The following is a 24,668-nucleotide window of genomic DNA, read 5'->3' as shown; positions in this document are numbered from 1 at the left end:
GCCTCACATTGCTGTGAAGCTCTTGGTAACCTCTTTCGCCTTATCAGTTTATTCAGCTCTCCGGTTTTTACAATTTGACAGAGAGTTCTTTTCCTTTGTATACTGCGCTCCTACTACCAATTATTTTAGTTATCTTACTATAATGTCAAAATATAAAGATGTAGTAGTAACACTCTCTAAAAAACATCCCGAAACCGGCGAAACAGTGCCGGCCGGACACACCTATGTAATTGGTGTATTAGGCAATAAAAAGAAATGGTATGAAATTGATTCTCAGTTATTAAACGGATTGTCAAACGACGATTTACAAAAGGAGCTGTTTAAATTATTGCATCCGCAAACACATCATTAACCACAAACCTCCTGGCACCGATGATTGTTTTATAGGGTGAGCATAAAATGACCCCGTTTGGATTACCTGCGGTGATCCCGCCGATACAATTTTCGAACCTTCTCTTAATGGATTTAAAGCGGCTGACAAACATTTAGGTTTGATACCCAATGTGTTGCCTGTGTAAACCAAACTGTAATCCTTGAGGCGTTTGCTGATTCACTTGTAGAGTCTTCTTCCGAAACAGCTAATAATTTTTCTTGGCAATATCCCTTTGAAAACGAAGGAGGACTTGCCGGGGCAATTAATTCCTTATTTTAATATAGTTAGCTTCTCTTTTAACCTGTTCAGGCATTGATCTAAGTCTTTGCCGACAATTTTATCCATGTTTAACATGGATGTAATCAGGTTGAATGGATACTTTGTATGTCCGGTATATTGCCACTTGACCAACGAGCCTGAATGACCGTTTTGCCGGATGATAATTTCCGATTCGCCAAGGCCTTTTATCGGTTTAAAGTAATGATGCAGCAAGTGAACTTTTTCGTTTTCTGTAAAAGCCTTTATCTCCAATTCGCCTATACCTGCCTTATCCCGGTAATTGTTCCAGGGTTGAATAAAACCAACTGTTCCGTCTCTGCCTCTTGTGTCTGTTGTATCTATAGCATGTTTTGTAACCCACTTACTAAAATATTTGTGATTGTTCAAATACTTTATAAACGAAAAAATTTCTTGGGGGTCCTTGGGTATGTCAAGTTGACGCTGAACCACAAAGTCTCTTTTTACAAAAACTGCAGCGATCAATAATAGGAGCATTACTGCTATTAAAATATATACGAGCGTCATATCACTTGGTTGTAGGGTGAATTCTATGATACAAATAGTACAGCACAAATAAAATCAGCAAATAAACCAGTACAGGCAAGGTTCCTGCGAAGGAATTTAGTCCTGAATAATTGCAATACCAGGCGCCGATCAAATCAAACGTAAAGCCTGCAAATATCCATTCTTTTAATCTGGGATAGCCGGGGATATACAGAGTGATCAAACCGATGATTTTTATAACCCCCGTAAAAACCAACAGGTATTCCGGTAGTTTTAAAACATTGCAAAAATGTTCAACCGCATAAGGTAATTTTAGCACGCTGGGTACGGCTGAAAAAAGCATGCCTATTGTGATAAAAACAAGGACGATCCAATATGCTATCTTTATTTTTGTAATTTTCATATCTTAATGATTTACGGGGTAAGTGAAATTGATCATCCATAGTAATCCAAATTTGTCCTGGCACATGCCAAAATAGGCTCCCCAGAATGTTTTATTCATTGGCATTTCAATTTTACCGTCTTTTGAGAGTGCCTGAAAAAGTTTATTGGCCTCCTTTTCATTTTCAGCCTGAATACAAATGTGATAATTATTGCCCATCACCAATTCATTTTGATGACTGGCCAGGTTATCAGATGCCATTAAGGTAGTATTCGGCGCTATTTTTAATGATATGTGAACCATTTTCTCCTGATCTTCCGCATTCATTTTGTCGCCGCCTGGTATATCCTTATACCGCTGTATTGCCAGGAATTCTCCACCAAAAACGGACTTGTAAAAGGAAAAAGCTATTTCGCTGTTTCCATTAAAGTGCAGATAGATATTGATGCCTTGCATATTGTGTTGTGTTTAGTACAATGTAAAAGTAGCGTTAATATGCCTTGACTTTTAAGTGCAAATGCGACATAATATAGAAGGCATTTGCGTCAGCCGAATTAGTTACATTTGTATAAATAGACAGATGATCCTTAAGAGGAAGCACATATCTATATTGGCGATGAAAAATGCCAACTATGCATCCGTGGTTGATGCCAGGGCGGTGTTTAGAAAAGTTAACGAAATATGTAAATCTGAGCACAAAAAAGATATTTTTCACATTCAGGTGGTGGGCGAAACGGAGAATATTGTTATCGAGGATGGCTTGGTGCATATTAAACCAGATATAACTACATCTGCATTAGAGAAAACCGATCTGATTATCATTCCTGCTATAAGGGGTGATATGATAAGTAGTAACCATGGGAATCGATTTTTAGTGGATTGGATAATCAGACAGTATCAACGAAATGCAGAAATTGCCTCGCTTTGCACCGGATCGTTTATGCTGGCATTTACCGGTTTATTAAAGGGCAAGAAGTGCACCACCCATTGGCAGTATGCCAATGAGTTCAGGTTTTTTTACCCGGATGTTACCCTTATTGATGAGAAAATAATTGTGGAGCAGAATGGCTTGTATTCAAGCGGTGGTAGCACTGCTTACTGGAATCTTCTACTGTTTTTAATTGAAAAATATGTGAGCCGGGAAGTAGCTATTCTCGTTGCCAAATATTTTGTAGTTAATCTGGATAAAATGGTTCAGACCCCGTTTATTGTTTTTAATGGATTGAAAGACCATGGAGATGAGGACGTTTTAAAAGCCCAGGAATTTATTGAGAAAAATTATGTTGAAAGAATTACAGTGGAGGAATTAGCGGAACGATGTTTTTTGACAAGGAGAACATTTGAAAGAAAGTTTAAAAAATCTACCCATTGTACCGTACTGGAATACCTGCAAAAAGTAAGGATTGAAGCCAGTAAAAAGGGGTTGGAAATAGGAAGGAAATCGGTTGATGAGATCATGTTGAGTGTTGGGTACTTCGATAGTCAGACATACAGGGAGTTGTTCAAAAAAATAACTGGACTAACACCTATTGAATATCGGGATAAATATAAAAAATGAGTCGTCCGATTTAACACGCTACAAACACCCTTCCAGGATTCAAACCGAATACATTTTGTAATTCAATGAATTAGGAAATGTACAAACGCTAACGAATTAGATAAATAAATACAAAACCCGCTTTGGTAGCGGTTTTTGTAAAATTGGACTGATTGCGTGATCGCGTCAGAGCTTGTCCCGTTACATAGCGGGAATTCAAACCAGAAACCATCCCGGCCCACGGGCCGGGATGCTCTAGTCAATTGGGCTATGGGTACGGGCAATAAAAAAACCTCTCCGGAGAGAGGCTTTTTCGTGACCCTGTCAGGATTCAAACCTGAAACCTTTTGATCCGTAGTCAAATGCTCTATTCAATTGAGCTACAGGGCCTGGAAAACATCTACGTTGTGTAAATGGGCTGCAAAAATAAAGATATTCTGCATTGCACCCAAACAGAAATCAGAAAAATTTACACATTTATCAGAAAAACAATTAATTATATTCCCCTTTCTCGGCTTGTAAAATACCAGTGAAAAGCTTTTCGCACTCCCTTGCGCACATTCAATTACCCATGTAAACAACTGTCTCGTTCAGGACAAGATAAAACCATCTTCAAAAGGGAAAACACATGGGATCCGCCGCAGATCAGCCGGGGATCAAGCGAGGATACAGAATGGCTCAGGCTAAGATCAAGGCACCCGGAAGTAAGACAGTTACAAGCCAGTAATAAGACAGTAGCAAGACAATAGTAAGAGAAAGTGCCTCAAATGCAGGCTGGACGCGGAAATGTGCCAACAGACACTTTACAACAGATTGAAAAGCAGAAGGATATAGCAAAAAAGTTCATTCCGGAATTTTAATAACAACAGCTATTAGCTGTAATTTATTGATTCACTACAATTTACAAAATAGGCTACAAAACCCCAAATAAAACGCGACAAACTCCCCCTACTCCAGCCCCAGCTTCTTAATACGTGATTTGACAGCCCCCTTCGTACATCCAAAATGATCTGCAATTTCAGCAATGCTTACGCCATCTCCATGCATGATGGTTAACTCATCATCCCGTTCATTCGTCCAGGATTTAGAACTATCCCGGTAATCATCCCCCACCGTGTCGTAAGAAAAGGAACGCTTCGTCAACGGCGTCTTAAAGATTTTTACAGGCCCCTGCCTGCCTTTTTGCGCAACGTTCCCTGTCTGTTGCTTTTGCTGTTTCTTGAATGGCAATGCTTTTACCTGTGCAGAATAAGGGAACCCTTCCGGCATCATAGCATCCGGCACAAAAATATGCTGTTTGGCCCGCGTCACTGCTACATACAAGAGGTTGATCTCCTCATTTAATTTGGAGATATTAATATCTTCTTTTTTCTTTTCCTCCTTTATCTTTTTCAACCTTTCCTCCGTAATAAAATCATCCGCCAGTTGCACCTCATCATATTCAATACCCTTACAGCGGTGAACCGTAGAAAAGACCATATCAGCCTTGTCTTTATCCTCATCTTTTACGTGCTTGTCCCGGATAGATTTTATGATTGCTGGTATCTCATCGCCATATTCTTTTACCACTTCTACCATCATCGACAATTGCATGTCCTCCGTTTTTTCAATATAATCTTCCAGGTCTTTCATGTCCTTCATCCCATTGATAAGACTGTCCCTGATAAGAGACCGGTTGTCCTGGTAAAGGTTCAGCACATCATACAAGGATGTTCCTTCATCCGCGTACGTATAAGAATTGATATTCCCTTCAAAATAAACACGCTTTAATTTCCCCTCCGTTACATAGTTAATAGCCATCAATAACAGGCCCAGGTTGGAGCGGGCAATCACCGCTTTCGATTTCAGCTCCTTACTGGTACCTTTCCCTTTGATCGACACTGCCACGTCCCGGTCAATATATTGCTTACATGTCAATACACGCATAGCAAGATCAGCTATGTCCTGTCCAAACCGGAAACTGGTGGACAACTGATAGGTTTTGAAGTCTGCTTTTTCCAGCGAGTTGACCGCAAAACGCCAGCCATAGATCTGTTGATGCGTATCTCCCACGATCACCTTAGTGGCCGGTTGTTTAAAGAACACATCCAGCATGGCAGCCGAGGCATCCTGCCCCTCATCAAACAGAATATGATCAAAAGATAGCTGCGGGGCCAGCAACTGGAATTTCTTCAGGTAGAAATCATGTATCACTTCAATTTCACCTTTATCCATCTTTGCCAGCAACAGGCGCGTTTGCTGTTCTATCTGATGATAGAAAGTCTTCACGAATGTTTTTGCCTGCGTATCAGTTACAATATCGAGGTAATTCAGGTCCTGCACCCTTTGCTTATCACTGTTGCAGAAATAGGATACAAACTTATTAATATGATTGGCCAGTATATATTCCGCATGCCGCTCTCCACTGCCGGGCAGCCCCAACAGTGAAACTATTTCCGCCGTCTTATATCCCTGCGCCCTCACCTTGTATTGATGCCGGAATACGATATGCTTATAAGCCAGCGAGTGGGCTGTTTCCACTTTCACATGATCGAGCCCCAATGCAGCAAATTTGCGGACCGCCTCCAGCTTCACCGCCTTGTTAAAGGCCAGGTATAAAATTCGGCTATCCGGCCGGGCCCTGGCATACTCAATAATGGTCGTAGTTTTCCCCGATCCCGCCACCGCATTGATCCTGATATTCCCCGTAGAATGAACAATAGCGTTTTGTTCAGCAGTCAATTGCATAGTATGGCAAATTATTGAAAAAACAGCAGGAATTAATAATCTACAATTAACGACCCCATCTCTAAAATTCCCCTATCTTTTGGCCCCAAAATCTGATGCATGTACAAACTACCGGCCTTAATTCTTTGCCTTCTTTCAGTAGCTACTTTTGCACAAACAGAACGGATTCCCCATAGTCACAAAATGGCCCGCAGCCTGAAATTCCCCGATATGCCGGGCTACAAAACCATGAAATGCGACCTGCACCAGCATACGGTGTTCTCCGATGGCAGCGTATGGCCCGATATACGCGTGGCAGAAGCCCTGATGGACGGACTGGATGCCATATCACTCACCGAGCACCTGGAGTACCAGCCACATAAAGCCGATATTCCACATCCCGACCGCAACCGCTCCTACGAGTTGGCCCTCAAAGAAGCCAAAGACCACAACCTGCTCATCATTCGTGGCTCAGAGATCACCCGCAAAATGCCGCCCGGCCACTGCAATGCCATCTTTATTGAAGATGCCAATAAAATGCTGATAGAAGATTCTGTAGCCGTATTCCGCGAAGCCAAAAGGCAAAATGCCTTTACCTTCTGGAACCATCCCATGTGGGTCAGCCAACGCCCTGATGGCATTTCCACACTCACCCCCATGCACAAGATGCTCATTAAAGAAAAACTGCTCGATGGGATTGAAGTGGTGAATGATGTGAACTATTCAGATGAGGCGCTGCAGATAGCGCTGGACAATAACCTGACCATCATGGGCACCAGCGATGTGCACAAACTGGTAGATTGGACCTTCGGAGTGCCCCAGGGAGGCCACCGGCCCGTTACCCTCGTATTTACCAAAGAAGCAACCATAGAGGCCATCAGAGAAGGATTGATGAACAGGAGAACAGTGGTCTTCTACAAGGACCTGCTGATTGGCAGGGATGAATACCTGGTACCGCTCATTAAAGAGTCACTGAAAGTGAGCAGTGCCAAATACTTGCCCAAAACAAGTGTACTGCAATTGGAGATCGAAAATGTGACCAGTGCCGAATTTACCCTGCAGAACAAATCGAAATATACCTTTCACGCACATGCAGATATCGTTACACTGAAACCCGGTGAGAAGACCCTGATAGAGGTAAAGACAAAAGACAAATTAACCAGCATTGACCTCACCTTCGAAGTGCTCAATGCCATCCATGCACCTAATAGCCATCCTACTATTACAATACCAGTGAAGATAACACCATAATACTTAGTGGACAAACTAAGTCGTCGGCAATACTGCCGGCGGCTTTTTATTTTCTGCCTGCCATCTTTGCAATGATCCAGATGATGAGGCCTACCACTACTACCACAAGCAGGATACCTGTCCACACACCTGCTTTAAAAATGCCTGCAATCAATTCACAGGATTGCAGCCCTATCATACTCAACAATACAGCAAAGAGATATACAATACGATTCATAAGAGATGTTTAGGCTGCTTCATGCAAAAGCATTGCCACGGGCACAGGAGGCATAAAGGCAACAAGGCAACAAGGCATTGAGGCAACGAGAAAAACAGTTGCGCACTTCTTATTGCCGACTGCTCCCGACTCTTGTCGGGACCGATTGCCGTATTAATCCTTACTTTTAACGCATGAAGATCCATTTCTGGTCGATAGGTAAAAAACATGAGCCGTATGTACAAGCCGGTATAGAAGACTTCACCGGCCGCATATCGAAATATTATCCGGTGCAGTGGACGATCATTCCTGTGCCCAAAAATGCAGGCATGCTCAGTGAAATGGACCTGAAGAAGAAAGAAGGAGAAACGATCCTGGAATGGCTCGACAGCGGCGATTACCTGGTAGCGTTGGATGAACGGGGCAAGTCCTTCTCTTCCGAAGGACTGGCCAAATTCATGCAGGCCAGGGCCAATGAAAGTATTAAAAAACTGGTATTCCTTATCGGCGGCGCCTATGGCATTGATGACGCAGTATTGAAAAGGGCCAATCATAAATGGTCCTTATCCGATCTTACCTTCCCCCACCAGTTGGTGCGGCTCATACTGGCCGAGCAGGTTTACCGTGCCTGCACCATTATACGCAATGAAAAGTACCACCATAGTTAAAACTGTCGGGTTTTTGATTAGATTTGAGCCTAATAGCAGTAACAATGAGCATTACTTTAATTATTATCATTATAACAGTATTGGTTTCTTATTCGGCGCTTAACAACACAAAAATTGATAACGATCTTATCTTTTATCCTACGTCTATTAACTACTCCCGGCAATGGTACCGCTTCTTTTCTCATGGCCTGATACACGCCAATTACCTCCACCTGGGACTTAATATGTATGCCTTGTATTTATTTGGTCGTACTGTGGAAGAAAAATTCACGTATACGGTATTCCAGGAAAAAGGGAAGCTCATGTTCCTTTTGTTGTATGTGTCGGCCTTGTTCTTTGCTGCATTACCGCTATACCTGAAGCATAAGGATAATTCCGGCTATGCCGCCAGAGGGGCTTCCGGCGCTGTGGCTGCTGTAGTATTTGCTTTTATCCTGCTCGACCCGGTAAGGGGCATCGGCATTATATTGATACCGGTTTATATTCCCGGGTTTATCTTCGGATTCCTATACCTCGGCCTGTCGGCCTATATGGACAAACGTGGCGGTGGCAATATCGCCCATGGCGCGCACTTCTGGGGCTCTGTCTATGGCCTGGCGTTCGTGATCATCATGGCCAGTCTTTTCTCAGATTATCCGGTGCTCCGTATGTTCGTGGAGCAGATTAAAGACTATTTCCACCTGTCTTAAATTCCACCTGTAATATGGCTTTTGTATCATGGTCCAGCTTACAGCGGTCATCAATACGCATGCCCACTACCCAAAGGATCTTTTTATTGCTTTCCAGCACCCATACTTTTTCCTTGTCTGTTTGGGATAGCTTGCTGTCAATGAGAAAGCGGGCCACTTTCTTCTTCTTTTTCATGCCCAGGGGATAGAAATAATCGCCGGCCTTCCAGCGGCGAAGCAGGAGCGGGAAATGGAGATGCTTGCTGTCTAAACAGGCTATGGAGTTGTCAGTAGTAAGTGGTGAGTGGTGAGTGGGGAATGGGGAACCTTTGAGGCTCACATTTTTGAGCAGCAGGCTACCCATTGAAAACTGAACCAATGTATCCTCCTTCTCTATGATAATGTGATTCACTGCTTCTGTACGCACCGGCGCTATGATGAGCCAGTTGCGGTTCCTGATGATGCGATGCGTACCCGACGCCACATAGCGGCCGGATTCACTATCCAGCAGGTGAATAATGTCGGCCGTTTGGGCAGCCGTGAAGCCATATCCTTTTGTGATTTCGTATACCAGGGTAGCCAAGGGCGCTGCTTTTTTCAACTTCAATACGGGGATATGCACCTCACTCCCTTTGTATTCAAGCAACTTCTTTTGATGTGCTTCCACTGCCTGGTGATACAGTTCTTCCACTTCCCGGAAACGGGTGATATTGGCGGCCAGGTTATTCACCACTTCAGGATAGAGCTTTTGTAACAGCGGTACTACCTGGTGCCGCAGATAATTGCGGGCGTATTTATCCTGCGCATTGGAGCTGTCTTCCACCCATGGCAGTTGATGGTCGGCCGCAAACTGCGCCAGTTCTTCCTTCTTCGCAAATAACAAGGGCCGTACTATCTTCCCCTGCCTGGGTAATATGCCCCGCATTCCGGCAATGCCCGTGCCTTTGAAGAACTTCATCAATACTGTTTCGATATTATCATCGAGGTGGTGAGCAGTCAAAATAACAAGGTCTTCCCCACTTGCCACTCGCCGCTTGCCACTTGCAATTTCTTCAAACCACGCATACCTTAATTCCCTCGCCGCTACCTGTATAGATACCTTCTGCTGTGCAGCATACGCTTCCGTATCAAATTGTTTTACCAGCACTTCCTTGCTATACTTTTTACCCAGGTCCCGCACAAACTGTTCATCCCGCTCACTCTCCTCCCCTCTTAGCCGGAAATTGCAATGAGCGATCACAAAATCATACCCCCCCTGGTAACAGAGCTCGCACAATACGGCAGAGTCAATCCCCCCGCTCACCGCCAGCAGCAACCTGTCCGTTGTGGTGAAAAGATGTTCTTTATCTGCAAACTCCTTAAATCTCTTTAATAAACTCATATAGCTATAGATAGTAATCGAAGCCCCAAAAATCATCGCCCTACTCGCCACTCACCATTCACCACTCGCCTCTTCATACGCCCCCTGCAGCTCTCCGTACGCATGCCGGTCACCCGCCGCTTTGGCGGCAGCCATTCCTTTTTCGTACCATTCGATGGCCAGTGGCTGCTCGCCGGTTCGTTCCAGCAGTTTGCCCAAATGGTAATAAGAGCCGATATAGCCGGGGTCCAATGTCAGTATTTCCTCAAATAATTGCCGGGCGCCTGCCTCATCCCCCAATTTCACGTATTCCAATGCCAGCGCATGTTTCAGGAAGGAATCATCCGGACTGGCCAGCAGAAATGCTTTTAGTTTCTCAATTCGTTCCATCTTTTTCCCCCATTAAATATTTCAAAACTATCTTTGCGGCACTTATATTTGTATATAGATTGGTTGCATAAACAACCATCAATCCCGCTCCCGGATCCCAGCGGAGCAGGGATACAAAAAATAAACGTTATGAAGATTTTAGTTTGTATCAGCAAAACGCCGGACACAACGGCAAAAATAGCCTTCACAGATAACAATACGAAATTCGCACAGGATGGCGTACAATGGATTATCAATCCGTACGACGAGTGGTATGCCCTGGTACGCGCCATCGAATTAAAAGAAAAGGACCCCTCCACCGTATTGCACCTCGTTACAGTAGCCGGCGCCGATACAGATCCGGTTATCCGCAAGGCCCTGGCCCTGGGTGGTGATGAAGCCTACCGCGTAAATGCCGACAGTCATGACAGTTTTTATATAGCCTCCCAGATCGCTGAAGTAGCGAAGCAGGGCAATTATGATCTTATTTTCACCGGTAAGGAAACGATTGACTACAATGGTTCCTCCATCGGTGGTATGGTGGCAGAACTGCTGAACCTGCCGTATGTGTCGCTGGCCATTAAGTTTGAGCTGAATAGCACTACCGCTACCATCACCCGTGAAATTGAAGGGGGCGAAGAAATTTGTGAAGTATCATTACCAGTAGTGGTGAGCTGCCAGAAAGGTATGGCCGAACAACGCATCCCCAATATGAAAGGTATTATGGGCGCACGTACCAAGCCGCTGAAAGTGGTAGAACCTGCTGCAGTGGATGCACTGACCTCCGTAGTAGGCTTTGAATTGCCTCCTGCCAAAGCAGGCGTAAAACTGGTCCCTGCTGATAATCCTGCAGAGCTGGTAAGACTGCTGCATGAAGAAACAAAGCTAATCTGATAATGTGGTAAGGTGGTAATTTGAAAATTGCCATATCTCAGCCATATTCTCAATTGTCTTAGCATTATCACATTTTCAAAACCTGTCCCGCTTTGCGGGATCTCAAATTTTCAAATTATATGTCTGTTCTTATATTCATTGACCAGGCCGACGGCCATGTAAAAAAAGCCTCTTTAGAAGCACTGAGCTATGGCGCTAAAGTGGCTGAGCAACTGGGCACTACTGCAGAAGGCGTAGTGCTGGGTACGGTAACGGAAGACCTGGCCGCGCTGGGCAAGTACGGTGTTAAAAAGATACACCATGTAGCCAATGATACCCTGAACCATTTTGATGCGCAGGTATTCACCGCTGTGATAGCACAGGCAGTCACTGCTGCAGGCGCTACCGTGGTTATTTTCTCCAATAACGTAGATGGCAAGGCCATTGCCCCCCGGCTGGCAGCCCGTTTGAAAGCAGGCCTGGTGTCTGGTGCGGTAGCTTTACCCGATACCAGCAATGGCTTTGTGGTGAAGAAGAACGTATTTTCCGGAAAGGCATTTGCCAATATCGCCCTTAGCTCTCCTGTCAAGATCATTTCACTGAACGCGAACGCTTATAAAATAACTGCCGGAGAAGGCACTGCCGAAGTAGCGGCCCTGAATGCTACAGTAGAATCCTCCAAAGTAAAAGTGAAGACGGTCAATAAGGTTACCGGCGAGATCCCCCTCAGCGAAGCAGAGATCGTTGTGAGCGGCGGCCGTGGTTTGAAAGGCCCCGAGAACTGGGGTATGATTGAAGAGCTGGCGCACCTGCTGGGTGGCGCTACCGCCTGTAGCCGGCCCGTTGCCGATGTACACTGGCGTCCGCACCATGAGCACGTAGGACAAACCGGCCTGGCCATTGCTCCCAACCTCTATATTGCGATCGGTATTTCCGGCGCTATCCAGCACCTGGCCGGGGTAAACAGGAGCAAGGTGATCGTGGTGATCAATAAAGACCCGGAAGCCCCCTTCTTTAAGGCGGCAGACTATGGTATTGTAGGCGATGCCTTTGAGGTAGTGCCCAAAATCATAGAAGCGGTGAAAAAAGTAAAAGGAGTGGCATAAATTTAGCAGGTCCTATACAACAAAAGCTGTAAATGCGGTTGATAACCAACCGCATTTTTTTTAGGTAAAAAACCCTTAGTTTCGTGCTTTCGTATGAAAAAAATTGAGCTGGAAATAGTTGCGCTGTCACACAGTATCACCCAGACACACTCTTACGCAGTCGTATTGGGTGAAGTGAACGGCCTTCGTCGTTTGCCCATCGTAATTGGTGGTTTTGAAGCGCAGGCCATTGCAGTGGCACTGGAAAAGATGCATCCCAGCAGGCCATTGACCCATGACCTGATGAAGAATTTCATGAATGCCTTCAATATCGACCTGCAGGAGATCATTATCTGCGACCTCCAGGAAGGCATTTTCTATTCTAAACTGGTGTGTGTAAGCGAGCATGACACCGTGGAAATAGATTCCCGCACTTCCGACGCCCTGGCACTGGCCGTCCGTTTTGGCTGTCCTATTTATACCTACGATAACATCCTGGAAAGCGCCGGCATCCTGATGGAGGACCCCTCCGGCAAGAAAAAACAACCCAAAGAAGCAGTGGCCGCAGAATCGGGCGGCGCCCATGACGACCTCCGGTCTATGACACTGGAAGAGCTGAATACCCTGCTGAATGAGGTACTGGACCAGGAAGATTATATCCGCGCCATCGCCATCCGTGATGAGATCAATAGCCGCAAAAGAGGCCGGTAATGATCGCCTTCCCCAATTGCAAGATCAATCTTGGTTTACACATTACCCGGAAACGGGCCGATGGATTCCATGACCTGGAAACGGTATTCTACCCCCTGCCGCTGAAAGATGCGATAGAAATTATTGGCAGGCCGGTATCCGCCCAGGGCTTCCCCCTGCACGAGGGGCCCGATGAGGTGGAACTATTCATGAGCGGCCTTCCGGTACAGGGCGCCCCGGCTGATAATCTCTGCGTAAAAGCCTGGCACCTGCTGAAAAAAGACTTTCCCCAATTGCCCCCCATACAATTGTACCTGCACAAGGCCATTCCCATGGGGGCCGGACTGGGAGGCGGCTCTGCCGACGCGGCCTTTACCCTGCAATTACTAAATGATAAATTCAGGCTGGGCATCAGCCGGGAGCAATTGCTGGATTATTCCCTTCAATTGGGTAGTGATTGCCCCTTTTTTATTATTAATCAGCCCTGTATAGCCACCGGGCGCGGTGAATTACTACAGACCCTCCCGCTGGACCTATCTGGCTATTCGTTCCTGCTGGTATACCCCGAAGTACATATCAATACCAAATGGGCCTTTGAACAGATCACCCCTACCCTTCCGGCCACGCCCATCAGCGAGGTGATTAGGCAACCCGTCCACACCTGGAAAAATACACTGGTCAATGATTTTGAAGCGCCTGTATGCAAACAGCATCCGGCCCTCCAAAGTATTAAAGAAAGCCTCTATGCCGCCGGTGCTGTCTATGCCTCCATGACGGGCAGCGGTTCCAGCTTTTATGGCATTTTCCCCAAAGGAAAAACGCCGGAAGGTTTATTTCCTTCATACAAAAGTTATATCTTAAGCCGGTAATGTCTAAAAAGAAGAAACCCCTTATCGTCCTGGCCGTTATTGGCGGCATTATTATTAGCCTTTTGGTGGCAGCCAGGATTACCGGCGCATTGATCTATTTCAAAACTCCCAGTAGCGCCAACCTGCCAGCCCTGAAAGTGGGCGATGAATTCTTTAGCTCCAACCTGGTGTCGTCTGAACGGTTTGATTTTATCACTTTCTACTACACTGATTCTATGCAAGGCAAGCATGTGCGTGTGTACCGCCTTTGCGGAATGCCCGGCGATAAAATAGCCATTAAAGCAGGTAACCTGTATGTGAATGACAAGTCTGCCGATACGTCGCTCAACCTTAGGCTCATGTATCTCATTCCTGATGCGGGTATAATGACAGTTACCGAGCATTTTAATCTCTCAGGCGATGATGAACCAATCCGGATTGATAGCGGGAAGGCAATTGTTTTTCTAAGCAAAGAGCAAACGAAAGAACTAACTGCCATGAAAATCCCGTGTGAACGGTATCTACACGGCAAAACCCAGCCTCCTCCGCCGGAGATTGAAGCGATCTACCACCAACCCTGGACGCTCGATGACTTCGGCCCCATTCAGGTACCTAAAGACCATTATTTTGTACTGGGCGACAATCGCTATAATGCCGCAGATTCCCGCCTGATTGGCCTTATCAAAAAAAGTGACCTGCACGGCGTAGTTCTCGGCGTCAAATAACCCATCCACCTTAGGACTTCCCGCTGAAATTGTGTATCTTACGCTCAAATTACCCGCTATTAAAGCAAGTACCTACATAGTACATTTTTTATTGCAGAACCTCGATCTGCTCAATCACTAAAGTGGCACTCCTGCTGCCGGCATAGCTCATGCCGGGTATTCCTGTTATTATTTAGGGTTTCATTGTTTCACTTTCATTCTTTTTATGTATGCCAACTACCACCACTATGCTATCCGATAAAACAAGATATTACCTCGAACTGGAAGAAAAGCACGGCGCGCACAATTACCATCCCCTGCCTGTGGTGCTTAACCGGGGACAAGGCGTTTTTGTGTGGGATGTAGACAATAAGCGTTATTATGATTTCCTCAGCGGTTATTCTGCCGTAAACCAGGGACATTGTCACCCGGCCATTATTGCTGCACTGACCCAGCAGGCGCAGGTGCTCACCCTCACATCGCGGGCTTTTCACAGTGAAGGGCTTAGTGAGTATACGCAGTTTATTACGAACTATTTTGGCTATGACAAAGTCTTGCCCATGAATACCGGTGTGGAAGCCGTAGAAACAGCCATCAAGCTGTGCCGCCGCTGGGGCTATGATGTAAAAGGCATTCCCGCCAACAAAGCAATCATCCTGGTATGCGCCCATAACTTTCATGGCCGCACGAGCACAGTAATTTCCTTCAGCACAGATCCTTCTTCGTATGACCGTTTTGGTCCCTTTATGCCGGGCTTTGAAGTGATCTCTTATAATGACCTGCCTGCACTGGCCTCCGCCTTGCAAGACCCCAACGTGGCCGGCCTGCTGGTAGAACCCATACAGGGAGAGGCCGGCGTGGTAATCCCTGATGAGGGTTTTCTGGCTGCCGCCAAACAATATTGTGAAGATGCCCGGGTATTGTTTATGGCCGATGAGATACAAACCGGCTTATGCCGTACCGGCAGGATGCTGGCCTGCGATCATGAAAATGTGCGCCCCGATATCCTGATCATTGGCAAAGCCCTTAGTGGTGGCACCTTACCGGCATCGGCTGTACTGGCTGATGATGAGATCATGCTGACCATTAAACCGGGTGAACACGGCTCTACCTATGGCGGCAACCCGCTGGCCTGTAAGGTATCCATAGCCGCTCTCACGGTATTGAAAGAAGAGCGCATGGCAGAGAATGCCCTGGCCATGGGTGAGCTTTTCCGCCAGGAATTGCAGGCGCTGCAATCACCGCATATTACAACGATCCGCGGCAAGGGCCTGCTGAATGCGATCGTGATTCAGCATGCCAACCCGGAAGCTGCCTGGGCCCTTTGCCTGGCCATGAAAGAAGAAGGCTTACTGGCCAAGCCTACCCATGGCGATAAGATACGGTTATCTCCCCCATTGGTTATCAACCGGGAACAGGTATACGAATCTATCAGCATCATCAACCGAAGTCTACACATATTAGATTAAAAACAATGCGGGCCATTTCGGCCCGCATTGTTTTTAAATATGCTGATATTTAGTATTTTAGGGGGCCGGGGCTTAACGCCTCCGGCGTTGATACCTCACCCTTATGCACCGTCCAATCCTGATAACCATCCTGAGCATCCTTTCCGTATGCCTATCCTGGTCACAACAAACTCCCCCCGTTACCTGCGGTCAACAAACAGTCACTGATAAACTACTCCGCGAAAATGGAGTACTGCGGCAATACCATGAACAGGTTGAACGGCAGCTACAACAATACCAGCTTGCCCGCCGTTCAGGAGCAGTTACACAACGAACCAACGCCGTAGTGTCCTTACCGGTAGTGGTACATATCATTCACAACAATGGCGCAGAGAATATTTCCAATGCACAGGTACTGGCTGGTATTCAACACCTCAATGAAGCTTTTGCCAATACCGGTTACTATGATCCTGCCGATGGGGTGAATACACAAATACAGTTTTGCCTTGCCCAGCGCGACCCGAACAACAATCCTACAAATGGCATTACCCGTGATGTGTCCCCCTATACTGTCATGGGTGGCCCCGATTATCATTCGGATGACCAAAACGTAAAGAACCTTAACCGGTGGAACCCCTCTTGCTATATCAATATATGGCTGGTGCGCTCCATACCGGGTAGTGTAGCCGGTTATGCCTACCTGCCTACCGCCCATGGCTCCAACCTCGACGGTATTGTGATGGAAGCCACCTGGTTTGGCAGCTCTCCGGCCAACAGTGTGGTGACCATCCATGAAATGGGGCACTACCTCGGATTATACCATACCTTCCAGGGCGCCTGCAAGAACGATGACTGTACAGCCGACGGAGACCGGGTATGCGATACCCCACCCGACCAATCTACCGGGGCTGTGGGTTGCAACACCAGCGTGAACAGTTGCTCCACAGATGCCTTGTCTGGTTTCGGCACCGATGTAAACGACCTGAAGGAAGATTACATGGATTACGGCAATTTCGATTGCATGAAAGTGTTTACGCAAGGGCAGGCCGACCGTATGAACTGGTTTATACAAAACGTACGCGGCAGCTTACTCCTGTGTAAATCCTGCTTAACCTTCTGTCCTGCTCCCGTAACAGCCAACTTTACCGCTTCCGGTACAGCAGTAACAACCGGCACAGCGGTTACTTTTACCAATAGCTCAGTAAATGGAGCTACTTATGCCTGGTACCTCGACAATGTGCAACAGTCAATTGCTTTTAATTATTCCTATACATTCAATACCGCAGGTACCTACACCATTAAACTGGTAGCCTACAGCAGCAACCCTTTATGCGACAGTGCGGTTAAAACGGAAGTAATAACAGTCACCTGCCCGGTAACTGTTCACTTCACCCCTCCTGATACCGCGGTTGCTATCAACACAACACTTAATTTTATCAATACCACCACCGGAGCTACCAGCTATAGCTGGCTGCTCAATGGCGTTGCGAAAAGCACCACGTTCAACTTTTCGCAAGCTTTTACCGCACCCGGCAATTATGCCATTAAGCTCAAAGCCTCCAATGGGTTTTGCAGCGACTCATTAACACGCACCGTGGTAGTAACAGGCGCCTGCGTTCCGCAACTTACTTTCCAGAACACCTATGGCGGATCAAGAGATTTTTATGGTAATGATATCCGCCCTACGCCCGATGGCGGTTATATTATTGCCGGCAGAACCTTCGTCGTCAGCAGTGGCACTGATGATGGCTACCTGCTTAAAATTAATAATGCAGGCGTTGTACAATGGAGTCATACCTATGGAGGTACACGGGCCGATGCATTTTACCGGCTCATCATTACCGCTGATGGTGGTTTTATAGCCGTAGGGCAAACGAGATCTTATGGTTTTCTCACCGGCGCCGCCCTGGCCGTGAAAACGGATGCAACGGGCATTGTGCAATGGGCCCGCCAGTTTGGTGAAAACTCAACCTTTGGTGAGATCGCCAGTAATGTACTGCAAACCAGTGATGGTGGTTACGTAATTACAGGAAGGCAAAATAACAATCCGGGTACAGGCAATGTGCTCGTGATAAAACTGGATGCCGCCGGCAACCTGATGTGGAGCAAGGTATATGATGATAGTGACAGTGATAATGGCAGTGCGCTGCTGGAAGATAATGGAGGAATATTGGTAGCAGGCACATCCCGCTCCGCTACCTGGCATGATGCACTCATCATGAAGCTGGACCTGGCCAATGGCAATGTGATCTGGTCAAAGAAATATGATATAGATGGCCGCAATAACTCAGGCGGTGTTTCTTTCTACCGGCAAGGCAACCGGTATCTCTACCAGGTAACTACGATCGACGATTTCACCAATACCAATACGGGCCGTGCCATGATCCTTGACGTTGACCTCAATGGCGATGCGGTAGACGTGCGCGAGATCATTGCACCGGATTACCAGTTGGGCGGCCCCGGCCTGTTTGTACTTACACCCGACGGTGGATTTGCGATCCAGCACACAGAGGACAATGGCGCCAGCGACTTTAACCTGTTTAAATTCAACGCTGCCGGCAATATGGAGTGGACAAGAAAACATGCACGGGCAGGTGTTCAAACCAATCTTAGCTTGCGTATTGCCCCCGACGGTGGTTTTATCAGCGTGGGCAATCACCTTCCAACTGGCGGCGTAAGCAGGATATATGTCGTCAAATCAGATATCCAGGGCAATACAGACGGCTGCCCTTCATCAAGTGTACAGGTACGTATCAACCACCCACCCTTTACGACCAATCCGTTTTCCTGGTTCGATATACGTACCGGCAGCCTTAGCATTAATGCCATTAATCTGCAGGAAGGCCCGGGCCTTGTGGGAACCAATTCATTTTGCTCAGGCAGCACCTGCACTACCCCATTACCTGATACCTGCCTGCCTACTTTCCAAAAAACCTATGTGGGCACAGGCAACCACAATGTTTTCTATATCCATGCCACACCCGATGGCGGCTCTGTCCTGACGGGCAATGTAAACCCCGTGGCCGGCGATGCCGACCAGGAAAGCCCCTCCATGGATGCGCTGGTGATGAAGCTCAGTGCAGGTGGCACTCTCCAATGGGCCAAACGCATCGGCGGTGCCAGCTATGATGAGTTCCGGAAAATTAAACCCACCCGCGATGGCGGTTATATCGCTATCGGTGCTTCCAATTCGTTTTATACCCGTGGTTTTTACCTGGTAAAATTAAACGCCAACGGTACGGTCAACTGGTCAAAACATTTCTACATCAAAAACAATAGTCGCCATATAGGACTTGACGTGATAGAAACCGCAGACGGCAGTTTTGTTTTTACCGGTAGCGTTACCCCTCTCCCCACGCCGGCCGAAGGGATCATTGTCAAAACAGATGCAGGGGGCAATATCATCTGGAGCCAGCAACTGGTCCATGAAGCAGGAACAGACATCCATAGTGTACTGGAAGATAATGATACGCTGGTGCTGGGCGCCAATTACTGGGCATTGCTGGAACAGCGCTATTATGGCAGCATCATTAAGATGAACAAAAATACCGGCGCCATCATTTCTTCTATCCGCTTTTCGTTGGACAACAGGAGCAATTTCAATATCCAGCTCTTTAAAACGTCTTATGGTTTTATGGCTGGACTGCACCTGATTGACGGCAATAATTACAACAGCAAGCAACAGGGCGTTGCCAAATTCACCCAAAACCTGGACCTGCTGAGTTATCAAAAGTTGCAGATGCACGATACCAATCCCCGGTCTTCTATATTCCCTTCCAGCGATGGCGGGTTTATAGCTTCCGCCGGCCGGTATGCCTTTGGCAATAATTTCTATCTCTTTAAAGCGGGCGCAGCCGGCACGCTTGACTGGCAAAAAGCGTATGGCAATTTCCCTGGTATCATTATGCAAACAGCGGCCAATGTGCAACAGTATGCCGATGGCAGCATCATCAGCGCCTGTACTTTCCAGGAGCCGGTAACCGGCACCGATGGCAAGATACATGTGGTAAAAGCAGCCGCTAATGGCACCACGCCCGGTTGCCGCGTTGATGAGGCCAGCAATACATTGAGCAATGTAAACGTGCTGACCAGTGCCATGACCTGGAGCAATATTACGACCCCTGTTTTTGAAACACCCCTTGCCGTAACCTCCACGGTGCTTGATGTGCCTTTAACAGAAAAACAGCAATGCGCACCGGTTACCTGTAGCTTAACAGGTATTACAGGAGATGACAGCGTCTGTCTGCGTGGTGATACGGTCACTTATTCCATCAACAGGAACAGCGGTTGTTCATTACCGGCCGTATGGGACATTGATCCCACCCTGGCAAAGATCACGTCCTTCACAGATTCAACAGTGCGCCTGGTATTCCTGAGAAGCGGCACCGCCATGCTGTATGCCACCATAACAGCCCCCTGCACCGTATTGAGGGATAGCCTCCTGCTCACTGCTGTTGAAGCCCGGAGCACCCTCGATCTCGGCCCTGATATACAATTGTGCGCTATCAGCACCTGGTCACTGAATGCCGGCACCGGCTTTGCCACTTACCAGTGGCAGGACGGCTCCTCCGATTCCACGTTCACGGCGTATGGGCCAGGCATGTACCACGTGCTGGCCACCGATCATTGCGGCAATGAATACCGGGATACAGTTTATATCACCCAGGCGCCGCCAGTGCCTTTTGACCTGGGCGTAGATCTTGAACTGTGCAGGAACGATACGCTGACCCTGGCAGCGCCGGCGGGCTTCAGCAATTACCGCTGGAGTGGCGATTACAGGATCAGTCCCGTTTACGGGCAAACGATCAGGATCTTTACCGACAGGGACACGATCTACAGTGTAACAGCAGAAAAAGGTCCCGGCTGCCTGGTGCTGGACACCATCCGGGTAAAGGTGAAGCCGGTAATGCCATTGAGCTTAGGCAATGATACCAGCTTTTGTAATGAGCGCCCCCTGGTGTTGGACGCCGGGCCGGGCTTTACGGCGTATAGCTGGAATACCGGGGCACAGTCCCAACAGATCAGCGCCGGAACAGCCGGCACTTTTTGGATAGCTGCCACTAACCCCAATGGTTGTATATCCCGGGACACCCTCACTATCCATAACGTATATGCACTGCCCAAAATAAACCTGGGGAAAGACACTTTCCTGTGCAGGGACAAATCCATGATCCTGAATCCGGGCAGCGGCTTTTCAGCCTACCTTTGGCACGATGGCTCAACCGCCAATACTTATATAGCTACTCAACCTGGCCGCTATGCTGTGTTGGTAACAGACAGGAATAATTGCGAAGCTGCAGATACGATTCTATTTACCAGTGTAAAAGATTGCCTGAACGGACTGTATATGCCCAGTGCGTTTTCGCCCAATAATGACCGCAACAATGATCTCTTTAAGCCTAAGGTGTATGGTCTGCTGGACAAATTCCGGCTGACTATCTATAACCGCTGGGGCGAACGGATCTTTGAAACGACCGATGCCTGGAAAGGATGGGATGGAACCTACAAAGGAAAGCCACAGGATACCGGCATTTTTGTATGGACCTGTCAATACCGGTTTACCGGCACCGGCCAGGAAGAAAAGGTAGAAAAGGGGGTAGTAACACTGGTAAAATAACCAGTAAAAAAATATTATTTAAAATACCAATTTAATCCCTGATACGTTACTAAGGACGCCAACCGGCATTTAAACCCAACACTATAAAAATTAAGAACCAATGAAAACAACCATCCGTTCCCTGGCCTTGTTCATGAGCCTGGCCTTATTCTTCAGCGCCTGTAAGAAAAACAAAGATGATGTGAAAGGATCATTTACCTATGATGGACAAACCTACACGACCAATTATGCGATCAACACAACATTTAATGGTAGTTATTCAGACCTGGTAATGATCTCTGTTGATTACAATCCCAATTTTCAGGGCAAAGCCCATGGCGTAGGCATCACGTTCGACAATGACAAAGTAACGCCCGGCACTTATACCTACAAAGCGGATAGTGATCCTGATTTTGATGGCACCAAGCATTTCTTTGATGGCTATGCTTTCATGAATGTTAACTTTCCGGACCTGGACACCGGCACCTGGAGAGAAGACATTGTTTCCGGCACCGCTACAGTTAGCGTAAGTGGTAGTACCATGACGGTAACCTATGAGCTGGTTTTTGGTGATGATAAGAAAAAGGTAACCGGTTCATACTCCGGTACTGTAAAACAGGTAGATGAAGATTAATCTTTTTGAGTCCAACGGATGGTCGGGCGATCATTCGTTGGCTCTTTTATATTTCCGGTAAGTTCCTCAGTTTTTTTGCTCTCCCACCTTCATATCCGGCACCAACGTCATTACCAGCATAATGATGGCCGCTCCCAGCATGATCCACAGACCCGCCTGCTTGGCCGGGCAAATGCCCTTATAACAACCTGAAAAAACAATGAAGCTTTTAATGGCAAAGGCTACTGTCAAAGCGCCTACCAGCAAATTCCAGCGCTTGGCCCATATACGGGGCGTAATAAAGAAGATGGTGGCTACCACCGCCAAGCCGATGAAAACCTTACCGGGCTTGCCGTAGTTATTTTCCTCGGAAAAGAAGCCCGTAAAACTCTTATTGAGGTCGGGATGGAAGGTCCAGGGTAAAAAACAGGCTACCACGAGTAAAACTGCGGCAGCGATGCCGATCCATTGGGAATATTTCATAATGAAAAAAGAGGGGCAAAGATAGGGTAAGTTGCTAAAAAAGAAGCCCGGGTGGACACCCAGGCCGACCAAAACTAACTGCTAATATGAGAAAATGCATTATTTAGACTCCGGCAGAACGGGCTGCCTTTCGGCTTCCCGACATTAAAATATACGAAATATATTTTAATTTAGTTGGGAGCAGGCGCTTATTGATACTACGGAATGCCCACAGGTGCAGGGTTTGCGGGTTCGTGATTATTCCTACCTTCGTGCCATTCCCTGCCGCCTCTTATCCGCCCTTTGGTATTTCCCCGCCATTAATCCGCCCGTTTATTGAATCACCTAAATACGATTTGTATGCAATGGCTTTTCTTACAACGGATGTTATGGGTGTTGCTTTATGCCACCACCTTTTCGTGCAGGGGAAAAAATACAGCGCCTGCCCCGGAGGCGATCAGCGCGCTGGACCTTAAGAGAGGCGACCTTATTTCCTGTGGAACTACCACACAACAATTTGGTTCAGTGACCTTTGCCATTGCCGGCAGCGCTACTGTGAAAGCAGCCTTTACCCTTGGTTTGAAATTGCTTCATTCCTTTGAATATGATGAAGCAGAAAAGGTTTTTGCCGGTATTATTGACGAGCAGCCCTCCTGCGCCATGGCTTACTGGGGCATAGCGATGAGCAATTTCCATCCCCTCTGGACGCCCCCTTCCGTAACAGAACTCACCAAGGGCAGCAAAGCCGTTGCCATAGCACAGGCCCTTCCTCTATCAAAAAAAGAAGCGGCTTATATTGACGCTATTGCCGCTTTTTATGCAAACTGGGAGAAGGTAGACCATCGCAGCCGGTGTCTCAACTTTGAAAAGGCCATGGAAAAATTATATACAGCCTGGCCGGATGACCATGAGGCAGCGGCCCTGTATGCCCTGGCATTGAATGCGGCGGCTGACCCTGCTGATAAAACGTTCCAAAAACAACGGAAAGCCGGCGCTATTTTACAGGCTCTTTTCCCCGGTGAGCCCAACCATCCAGGCATCGTGCATTACCTTATTCACACGTATGATGCGCCCGAACTGGCTACCCTCGCCCTGCCGGCTGCCAGGAAATATGCTTCTGTAGCCCCCTCTTCGGCGCATGCCCTGCATATGCCTTCCCATATTTTTACCAGGCTGGGACTGTGGGATGAAGATATTCAATCGAACCTGGCCTCCGTTTCATCCGCTCAATGCTACGCACAGGCAATCGGGAAGGAGCATTGGGATGAAGAGTTACATGGCATGGACTACCTCGTTTATGCGTACCTGCAAAAAGGTGATAATACCCGGGCAAAACAACTGTTAGATAATCTTAACGCGATTCGCGAAGTTCACCCTGCTAATTTTAAAGTAGCTTATGCCTTTGCCGCTATTCCTTCCCGCTTTTTGCTGGAAAATAGATATTGGAAGGAAGCCGCGGATCTGAAGCCACCCACTGCCAACCTGGTATGGAATGATCATCCCTGGCCTAAAGCCATTGTCCACTTCACCCGCCTCATGGGTGCTGTCCATACCGGCAATAAGGAGGCCGCTAATACCGAACTACAGGTACTGAAACAGATACAGGATACCCTGATAGCGCAAAAAGATATTTACAAAGCCAACCAGGTGGATATACAGATCAAAACAGGTGAAGCCTGGATACATTGGAAAGCAGGCAGGCAGGAGCAAGCACTGGGCAGTATGACCCTGGCGGCTGAATTGGAAGACAAGACCGAAAAGCATCCTGTGACACCCGGTGAGGTAATCCCGGCCAGAGAGTTCTTAGGCGACCTGTTATTGCAACTCAATAGTCCTGATAAAGCCCTCGAAGCTTACGAACAAGACCTGAAAAAGCATCCCAATCGTTTTAACGGATTATATGGGGCCGGACTGGCGGCCCAAAAAACCGGGAACCTGGAAAAGGCCGGTTATTATTACCGGCAATTGCTGGCAGTGGCAGATACTGCCGGGAGCAGGAGACCGGAGTTAGAGATAGTCAGAACCAGGATCTTGCAGAATTTGAAGGATTGACAGG

At 47.2% G+C, this 24,668-nt stretch carries 22 protein-coding genes and 1 tRNA gene; 14 read left to right on the top strand and 9 right to left on the bottom strand.

Going from position 1 to position 24,668, the window contains the following annotated elements:
- Positions 1 to 142: 142 nt before the first annotated feature.
- Positions 143 to 352: a hypothetical protein gene (locus HB364_RS15750; RefSeq protein WP_167289178.1), complete on the top strand. Its 210-nt coding sequence runs from the start codon at positions 143 to 145 to the stop codon at positions 350 to 352.
- Between the two features lie 291 nt (positions 353 to 643).
- Here HB364_RS15750 and HB364_RS15745 read toward each other — a convergent pair whose 3' ends face one another.
- From HB364_RS15745 to HB364_RS15735, 3 genes are read right to left on the bottom strand one after another with little or no spacing between them, the layout of a single operon-like run.
- Positions 644 to 1,177 carry an SRPBCC family protein gene (locus HB364_RS15745; RefSeq protein WP_167289177.1) on the bottom strand — a complete coding sequence of 178 codons (534 nt, stop codon included), beginning with the start codon at positions 1,175 to 1,177 and terminating at the stop codon, positions 644 to 646.
- A gap of 1 nt (position 1,178) precedes the next feature.
- The gene (locus tag HB364_RS15740; protein ID WP_167289176.1) at positions 1,179 to 1,559 is read right to left on the bottom strand and encodes a DoxX family protein; all 381 of its coding nucleotides are present in this window, start codon (positions 1,557 to 1,559) and stop codon (positions 1,179 to 1,181) included.
- Between the two features lie 3 nt (positions 1,560 to 1,562).
- Positions 1,563 to 1,994: a VOC family protein gene (locus HB364_RS15735; RefSeq protein ID WP_167289175.1), complete on the bottom strand. Its 432-nt coding sequence runs from the start codon at positions 1,992 to 1,994 to the stop codon at positions 1,563 to 1,565.
- 124 nt (positions 1,995 to 2,118) lie between these two features.
- Here HB364_RS15735 and HB364_RS15730 point away from each other — a divergent pair, with 124 nt between their 5' ends.
- A complete protein-coding gene (locus HB364_RS15730) occupies positions 2,119 to 3,096 on the top strand; it encodes a GlxA family transcriptional regulator (RefSeq protein WP_167289174.1) in 978 nt (325 codons plus the stop codon).
- 295 nt (positions 3,097 to 3,391) lie between these two features.
- Here HB364_RS15730 and HB364_RS15725 read toward each other — a convergent pair.
- Positions 3,392 to 3,465 (bottom strand) — tRNA-Arg (locus HB364_RS15725).
- Between the two features lie 558 nt (positions 3,466 to 4,023).
- The gene (locus tag HB364_RS15720; RefSeq protein ID WP_167289173.1) at positions 4,024 to 5,802 is read right to left on the bottom strand and encodes a UvrD-helicase domain-containing protein; all 1,779 of its coding nucleotides are present in this window, start codon (positions 5,800 to 5,802) and stop codon (positions 4,024 to 4,026) included.
- A gap of 99 nt (positions 5,803 to 5,901) precedes the next feature.
- Between HB364_RS15720 and HB364_RS15715 the strand changes: the two genes are divergently transcribed.
- Positions 5,902 to 7,032 carry an Sb-PDE family phosphodiesterase gene (locus HB364_RS15715; RefSeq protein ID WP_208419968.1) on the top strand — a complete coding sequence of 377 codons (1,131 nt, stop codon included), beginning with the start codon at positions 5,902 to 5,904 and terminating at the stop codon, positions 7,030 to 7,032.
- A gap of 46 nt (positions 7,033 to 7,078) precedes the next feature.
- On the opposite strand, the gene HB364_RS15710 is transcribed toward HB364_RS15715, so the two are convergent.
- Entirely contained in the window at positions 7,079 to 7,249 is a 171-nt protein-coding gene (locus HB364_RS15710) for a hypothetical protein (RefSeq protein ID WP_167289172.1), read from the bottom strand.
- 173 nt (positions 7,250 to 7,422) lie between these two features.
- On the opposite strand from HB364_RS15710, the gene HB364_RS15705 reads away from it, so the two are divergent.
- Both HB364_RS15705 and HB364_RS15700 read left to right on the top strand, forming a co-directional pair.
- The gene (locus HB364_RS15705; RefSeq protein WP_167289171.1) at positions 7,423 to 7,896 is read left to right on the top strand and encodes a 23S rRNA (pseudouridine(1915)-N(3))-methyltransferase RlmH; all 474 of its coding nucleotides are present in this window, start codon (positions 7,423 to 7,425) and stop codon (positions 7,894 to 7,896) included.
- 44 nt (positions 7,897 to 7,940) lie between these two features.
- Positions 7,941 to 8,585, top strand: a complete 645-nt coding sequence (locus tag HB364_RS15700; protein ID WP_167289170.1) for a rhomboid family intramembrane serine protease — start codon at positions 7,941 to 7,943, stop codon at positions 8,583 to 8,585.
- On the opposite strand, the gene tilS is transcribed toward HB364_RS15700, so the two are convergent.
- Both tilS and HB364_RS15690 read right to left on the bottom strand, forming a co-directional pair.
- A complete protein-coding gene (tilS, locus tag HB364_RS15695) occupies positions 8,560 to 9,945 on the bottom strand; it encodes a tRNA lysidine(34) synthetase TilS (protein WP_167289169.1) in 1,386 nt (461 codons plus the stop codon). The two genes, HB364_RS15700 and tilS, sit on opposite strands and share 26 nt — an antisense overlap.
- Positions 9,946 to 9,996: 51 nt before the next feature.
- Positions 9,997 to 10,314: a tetratricopeptide repeat protein gene (locus HB364_RS15690; RefSeq protein ID WP_167289168.1), complete on the bottom strand. Its 318-nt coding sequence runs from the start codon at positions 10,312 to 10,314 to the stop codon at positions 9,997 to 9,999.
- A gap of 129 nt (positions 10,315 to 10,443) precedes the next feature.
- On the opposite strand from HB364_RS15690, the gene HB364_RS15685 reads away from it, so the two are divergent.
- From HB364_RS15685 to HB364_RS15650, 8 genes are all read left to right on the top strand, one after another.
- Entirely contained in the window at positions 10,444 to 11,187 is a 744-nt protein-coding gene (locus tag HB364_RS15685) for an electron transfer flavoprotein subunit beta/FixA family protein (protein ID WP_167289167.1), read from the top strand.
- 119 nt (positions 11,188 to 11,306) lie between these two features.
- Positions 11,307 to 12,272 carry an electron transfer flavoprotein subunit alpha/FixB family protein gene (locus HB364_RS15680; RefSeq protein WP_167289166.1) on the top strand — a complete coding sequence of 322 codons (966 nt, stop codon included), beginning with the start codon at positions 11,307 to 11,309 and terminating at the stop codon, positions 12,270 to 12,272.
- 93 nt (positions 12,273 to 12,365) lie between these two features.
- Positions 12,366 to 12,962: a bifunctional nuclease family protein gene (locus tag HB364_RS15675; protein ID WP_167289165.1), complete on the top strand. Its 597-nt coding sequence runs from the start codon at positions 12,366 to 12,368 to the stop codon at positions 12,960 to 12,962.
- A complete protein-coding gene (ispE, locus tag HB364_RS15670; protein ID WP_167289164.1) occupies positions 12,962 to 13,810 on the top strand; it encodes a 4-(cytidine 5'-diphospho)-2-C-methyl-D-erythritol kinase in 849 nt (282 codons plus the stop codon). Before HB364_RS15675 ends, ispE begins: the two co-directional genes overlap by 1 nt.
- Positions 13,810 to 14,514 (top strand): signal peptidase I, encoded by a 705-nt coding sequence (gene lepB / locus HB364_RS15665; RefSeq protein ID WP_167289163.1) that lies wholly within the window; start codon positions 13,810 to 13,812, stop codon positions 14,512 to 14,514. The genes ispE and lepB overlap by 1 nt, the downstream gene beginning before the upstream one ends.
- Positions 14,515 to 14,723: 209 nt before the next feature.
- The gene (gene rocD / locus HB364_RS15660; RefSeq protein WP_246228500.1) at positions 14,724 to 15,962 is read left to right on the top strand and encodes an ornithine--oxo-acid transaminase; all 1,239 of its coding nucleotides are present in this window, start codon (positions 14,724 to 14,726) and stop codon (positions 15,960 to 15,962) included.
- Positions 15,963 to 16,065: 103 nt separating this feature from the next.
- Positions 16,066 to 21,558, top strand: coding sequence for a M43 family zinc metalloprotease (locus HB364_RS15655; protein ID WP_167289162.1), 5,493 nt, complete (start codon positions 16,066 to 16,068; stop codon positions 21,556 to 21,558).
- A 100-nt stretch (positions 21,559 to 21,658) separates the two neighbouring features.
- Entirely contained in the window at positions 21,659 to 22,171 is a 513-nt protein-coding gene (locus tag HB364_RS15650; RefSeq protein WP_167289161.1) for a hypothetical protein, read from the top strand.
- A 66-nt stretch (positions 22,172 to 22,237) separates the two neighbouring features.
- On the opposite strand, the gene HB364_RS15645 is transcribed toward HB364_RS15650, so the two are convergent.
- Positions 22,238 to 22,633, bottom strand: coding sequence for a hypothetical protein (locus HB364_RS15645; RefSeq protein ID WP_167289160.1), 396 nt, complete (start codon positions 22,631 to 22,633; stop codon positions 22,238 to 22,240).
- 339 nt (positions 22,634 to 22,972) lie between these two features.
- On the opposite strand from HB364_RS15645, the gene HB364_RS15640 reads away from it, so the two are divergent.
- Positions 22,973 to 24,664 (top strand): tetratricopeptide repeat protein, encoded by a 1,692-nt coding sequence (locus HB364_RS15640; RefSeq protein ID WP_167289159.1) that lies wholly within the window; start codon positions 22,973 to 22,975, stop codon positions 24,662 to 24,664.
- The last annotated feature ends 4 nt before the right edge of the window (positions 24,665 to 24,668 follow it).

This window comes from Paraflavitalea devenefica (genome assembly GCF_011759375.1).
GTDB lineage: Bacteria > Bacteroidota > Bacteroidia > Chitinophagales > Chitinophagaceae > Paraflavitalea > Paraflavitalea devenefica.
The sequence above is the reverse complement of the archived record's forward strand: the minus strand, read 5'-3'. Positions and strand labels throughout refer to the sequence as shown.

What these genes read in the sequence shown, in the direction of transcription:
- HB364_RS15690 (WP_167289168.1), bottom strand. Translation starts at nt 10,314, where the DNA reads ATGGAACGAATTGAGAAACTAAAAGCATTTCTGCTGGCCAGTCCGGAT.
- HB364_RS15740 (WP_167289176.1), bottom strand. Translation starts at nt 1,559, where the DNA reads ATGAAAATTACAAAAATAAAGATAGCATATTGGATCGTCCTTGTTTTT.
- HB364_RS15650 (WP_167289161.1), top strand. Translation starts at nt 21,659, where the DNA reads ATGAAAACAACCATCCGTTCCCTGGCCTTGTTCATGAGCCTGGCCTTA.
- lepB (WP_167289163.1), top strand. Translation starts at nt 13,810, where the DNA reads ATGTCTAAAAAGAAGAAACCCCTTATCGTCCTGGCCGTTATTGGCGGC.
- HB364_RS15710 (WP_167289172.1), bottom strand. Translation starts at nt 7,249, where the DNA reads ATGAATCGTATTGTATATCTCTTTGCTGTATTGTTGAGTATGATAGGG.
- HB364_RS15700 (WP_167289170.1), top strand. Translation starts at nt 7,941, where the DNA reads ATGAGCATTACTTTAATTATTATCATTATAACAGTATTGGTTTCTTAT.
- HB364_RS15745 (WP_167289177.1), bottom strand. Translation starts at nt 1,177, where the DNA reads ATGACGCTCGTATATATTTTAATAGCAGTAATGCTCCTATTATTGATC.
- tilS (WP_167289169.1), bottom strand. Translation starts at nt 9,945, where the DNA reads ATGAGTTTATTAAAGAGATTTAAGGAGTTTGCAGATAAAGAACATCTT.
- HB364_RS15675 (WP_167289165.1), top strand. Translation starts at nt 12,366, where the DNA reads ATGAAAAAAATTGAGCTGGAAATAGTTGCGCTGTCACACAGTATCACC.
- rocD (WP_246228500.1), top strand. Translation starts at nt 14,724, where the DNA reads ATGCCAACTACCACCACTATGCTATCCGATAAAACAAGATATTACCTC.
- HB364_RS15705 (WP_167289171.1), top strand. Translation starts at nt 7,423, where the DNA reads ATGAAGATCCATTTCTGGTCGATAGGTAAAAAACATGAGCCGTATGTA.
- HB364_RS15645 (WP_167289160.1), bottom strand. Translation starts at nt 22,633, where the DNA reads ATGAAATATTCCCAATGGATCGGCATCGCTGCCGCAGTTTTACTCGTG.
- ispE (WP_167289164.1), top strand. Translation starts at nt 12,962, where the DNA reads ATGATCGCCTTCCCCAATTGCAAGATCAATCTTGGTTTACACATTACC.
- HB364_RS15640 (WP_167289159.1), top strand. Translation starts at nt 22,973, where the DNA reads ATGCAATGGCTTTTCTTACAACGGATGTTATGGGTGTTGCTTTATGCC.
- HB364_RS15655 (WP_167289162.1), top strand. Translation starts at nt 16,066, where the DNA reads ATGCACCGTCCAATCCTGATAACCATCCTGAGCATCCTTTCCGTATGC.
- HB364_RS15720 (WP_167289173.1), bottom strand. Translation starts at nt 5,802, where the DNA reads ATGCAATTGACTGCTGAACAAAACGCTATTGTTCATTCTACGGGGAAT.
- HB364_RS15685 (WP_167289167.1), top strand. Translation starts at nt 10,444, where the DNA reads ATGAAGATTTTAGTTTGTATCAGCAAAACGCCGGACACAACGGCAAAA.
- HB364_RS15730 (WP_167289174.1), top strand. Translation starts at nt 2,119, where the DNA reads ATGATCCTTAAGAGGAAGCACATATCTATATTGGCGATGAAAAATGCC.
- HB364_RS15750 (WP_167289178.1), top strand. Translation starts at nt 143, where the DNA reads ATGTCAAAATATAAAGATGTAGTAGTAACACTCTCTAAAAAACATCCC.
- HB364_RS15680 (WP_167289166.1), top strand. Translation starts at nt 11,307, where the DNA reads ATGTCTGTTCTTATATTCATTGACCAGGCCGACGGCCATGTAAAAAAA.
- HB364_RS15715 (WP_208419968.1), top strand. Translation starts at nt 5,902, where the DNA reads ATGTACAAACTACCGGCCTTAATTCTTTGCCTTCTTTCAGTAGCTACT.
- HB364_RS15735 (WP_167289175.1), bottom strand. Translation starts at nt 1,994, where the DNA reads ATGCAAGGCATCAATATCTATCTGCACTTTAATGGAAACAGCGAAATA.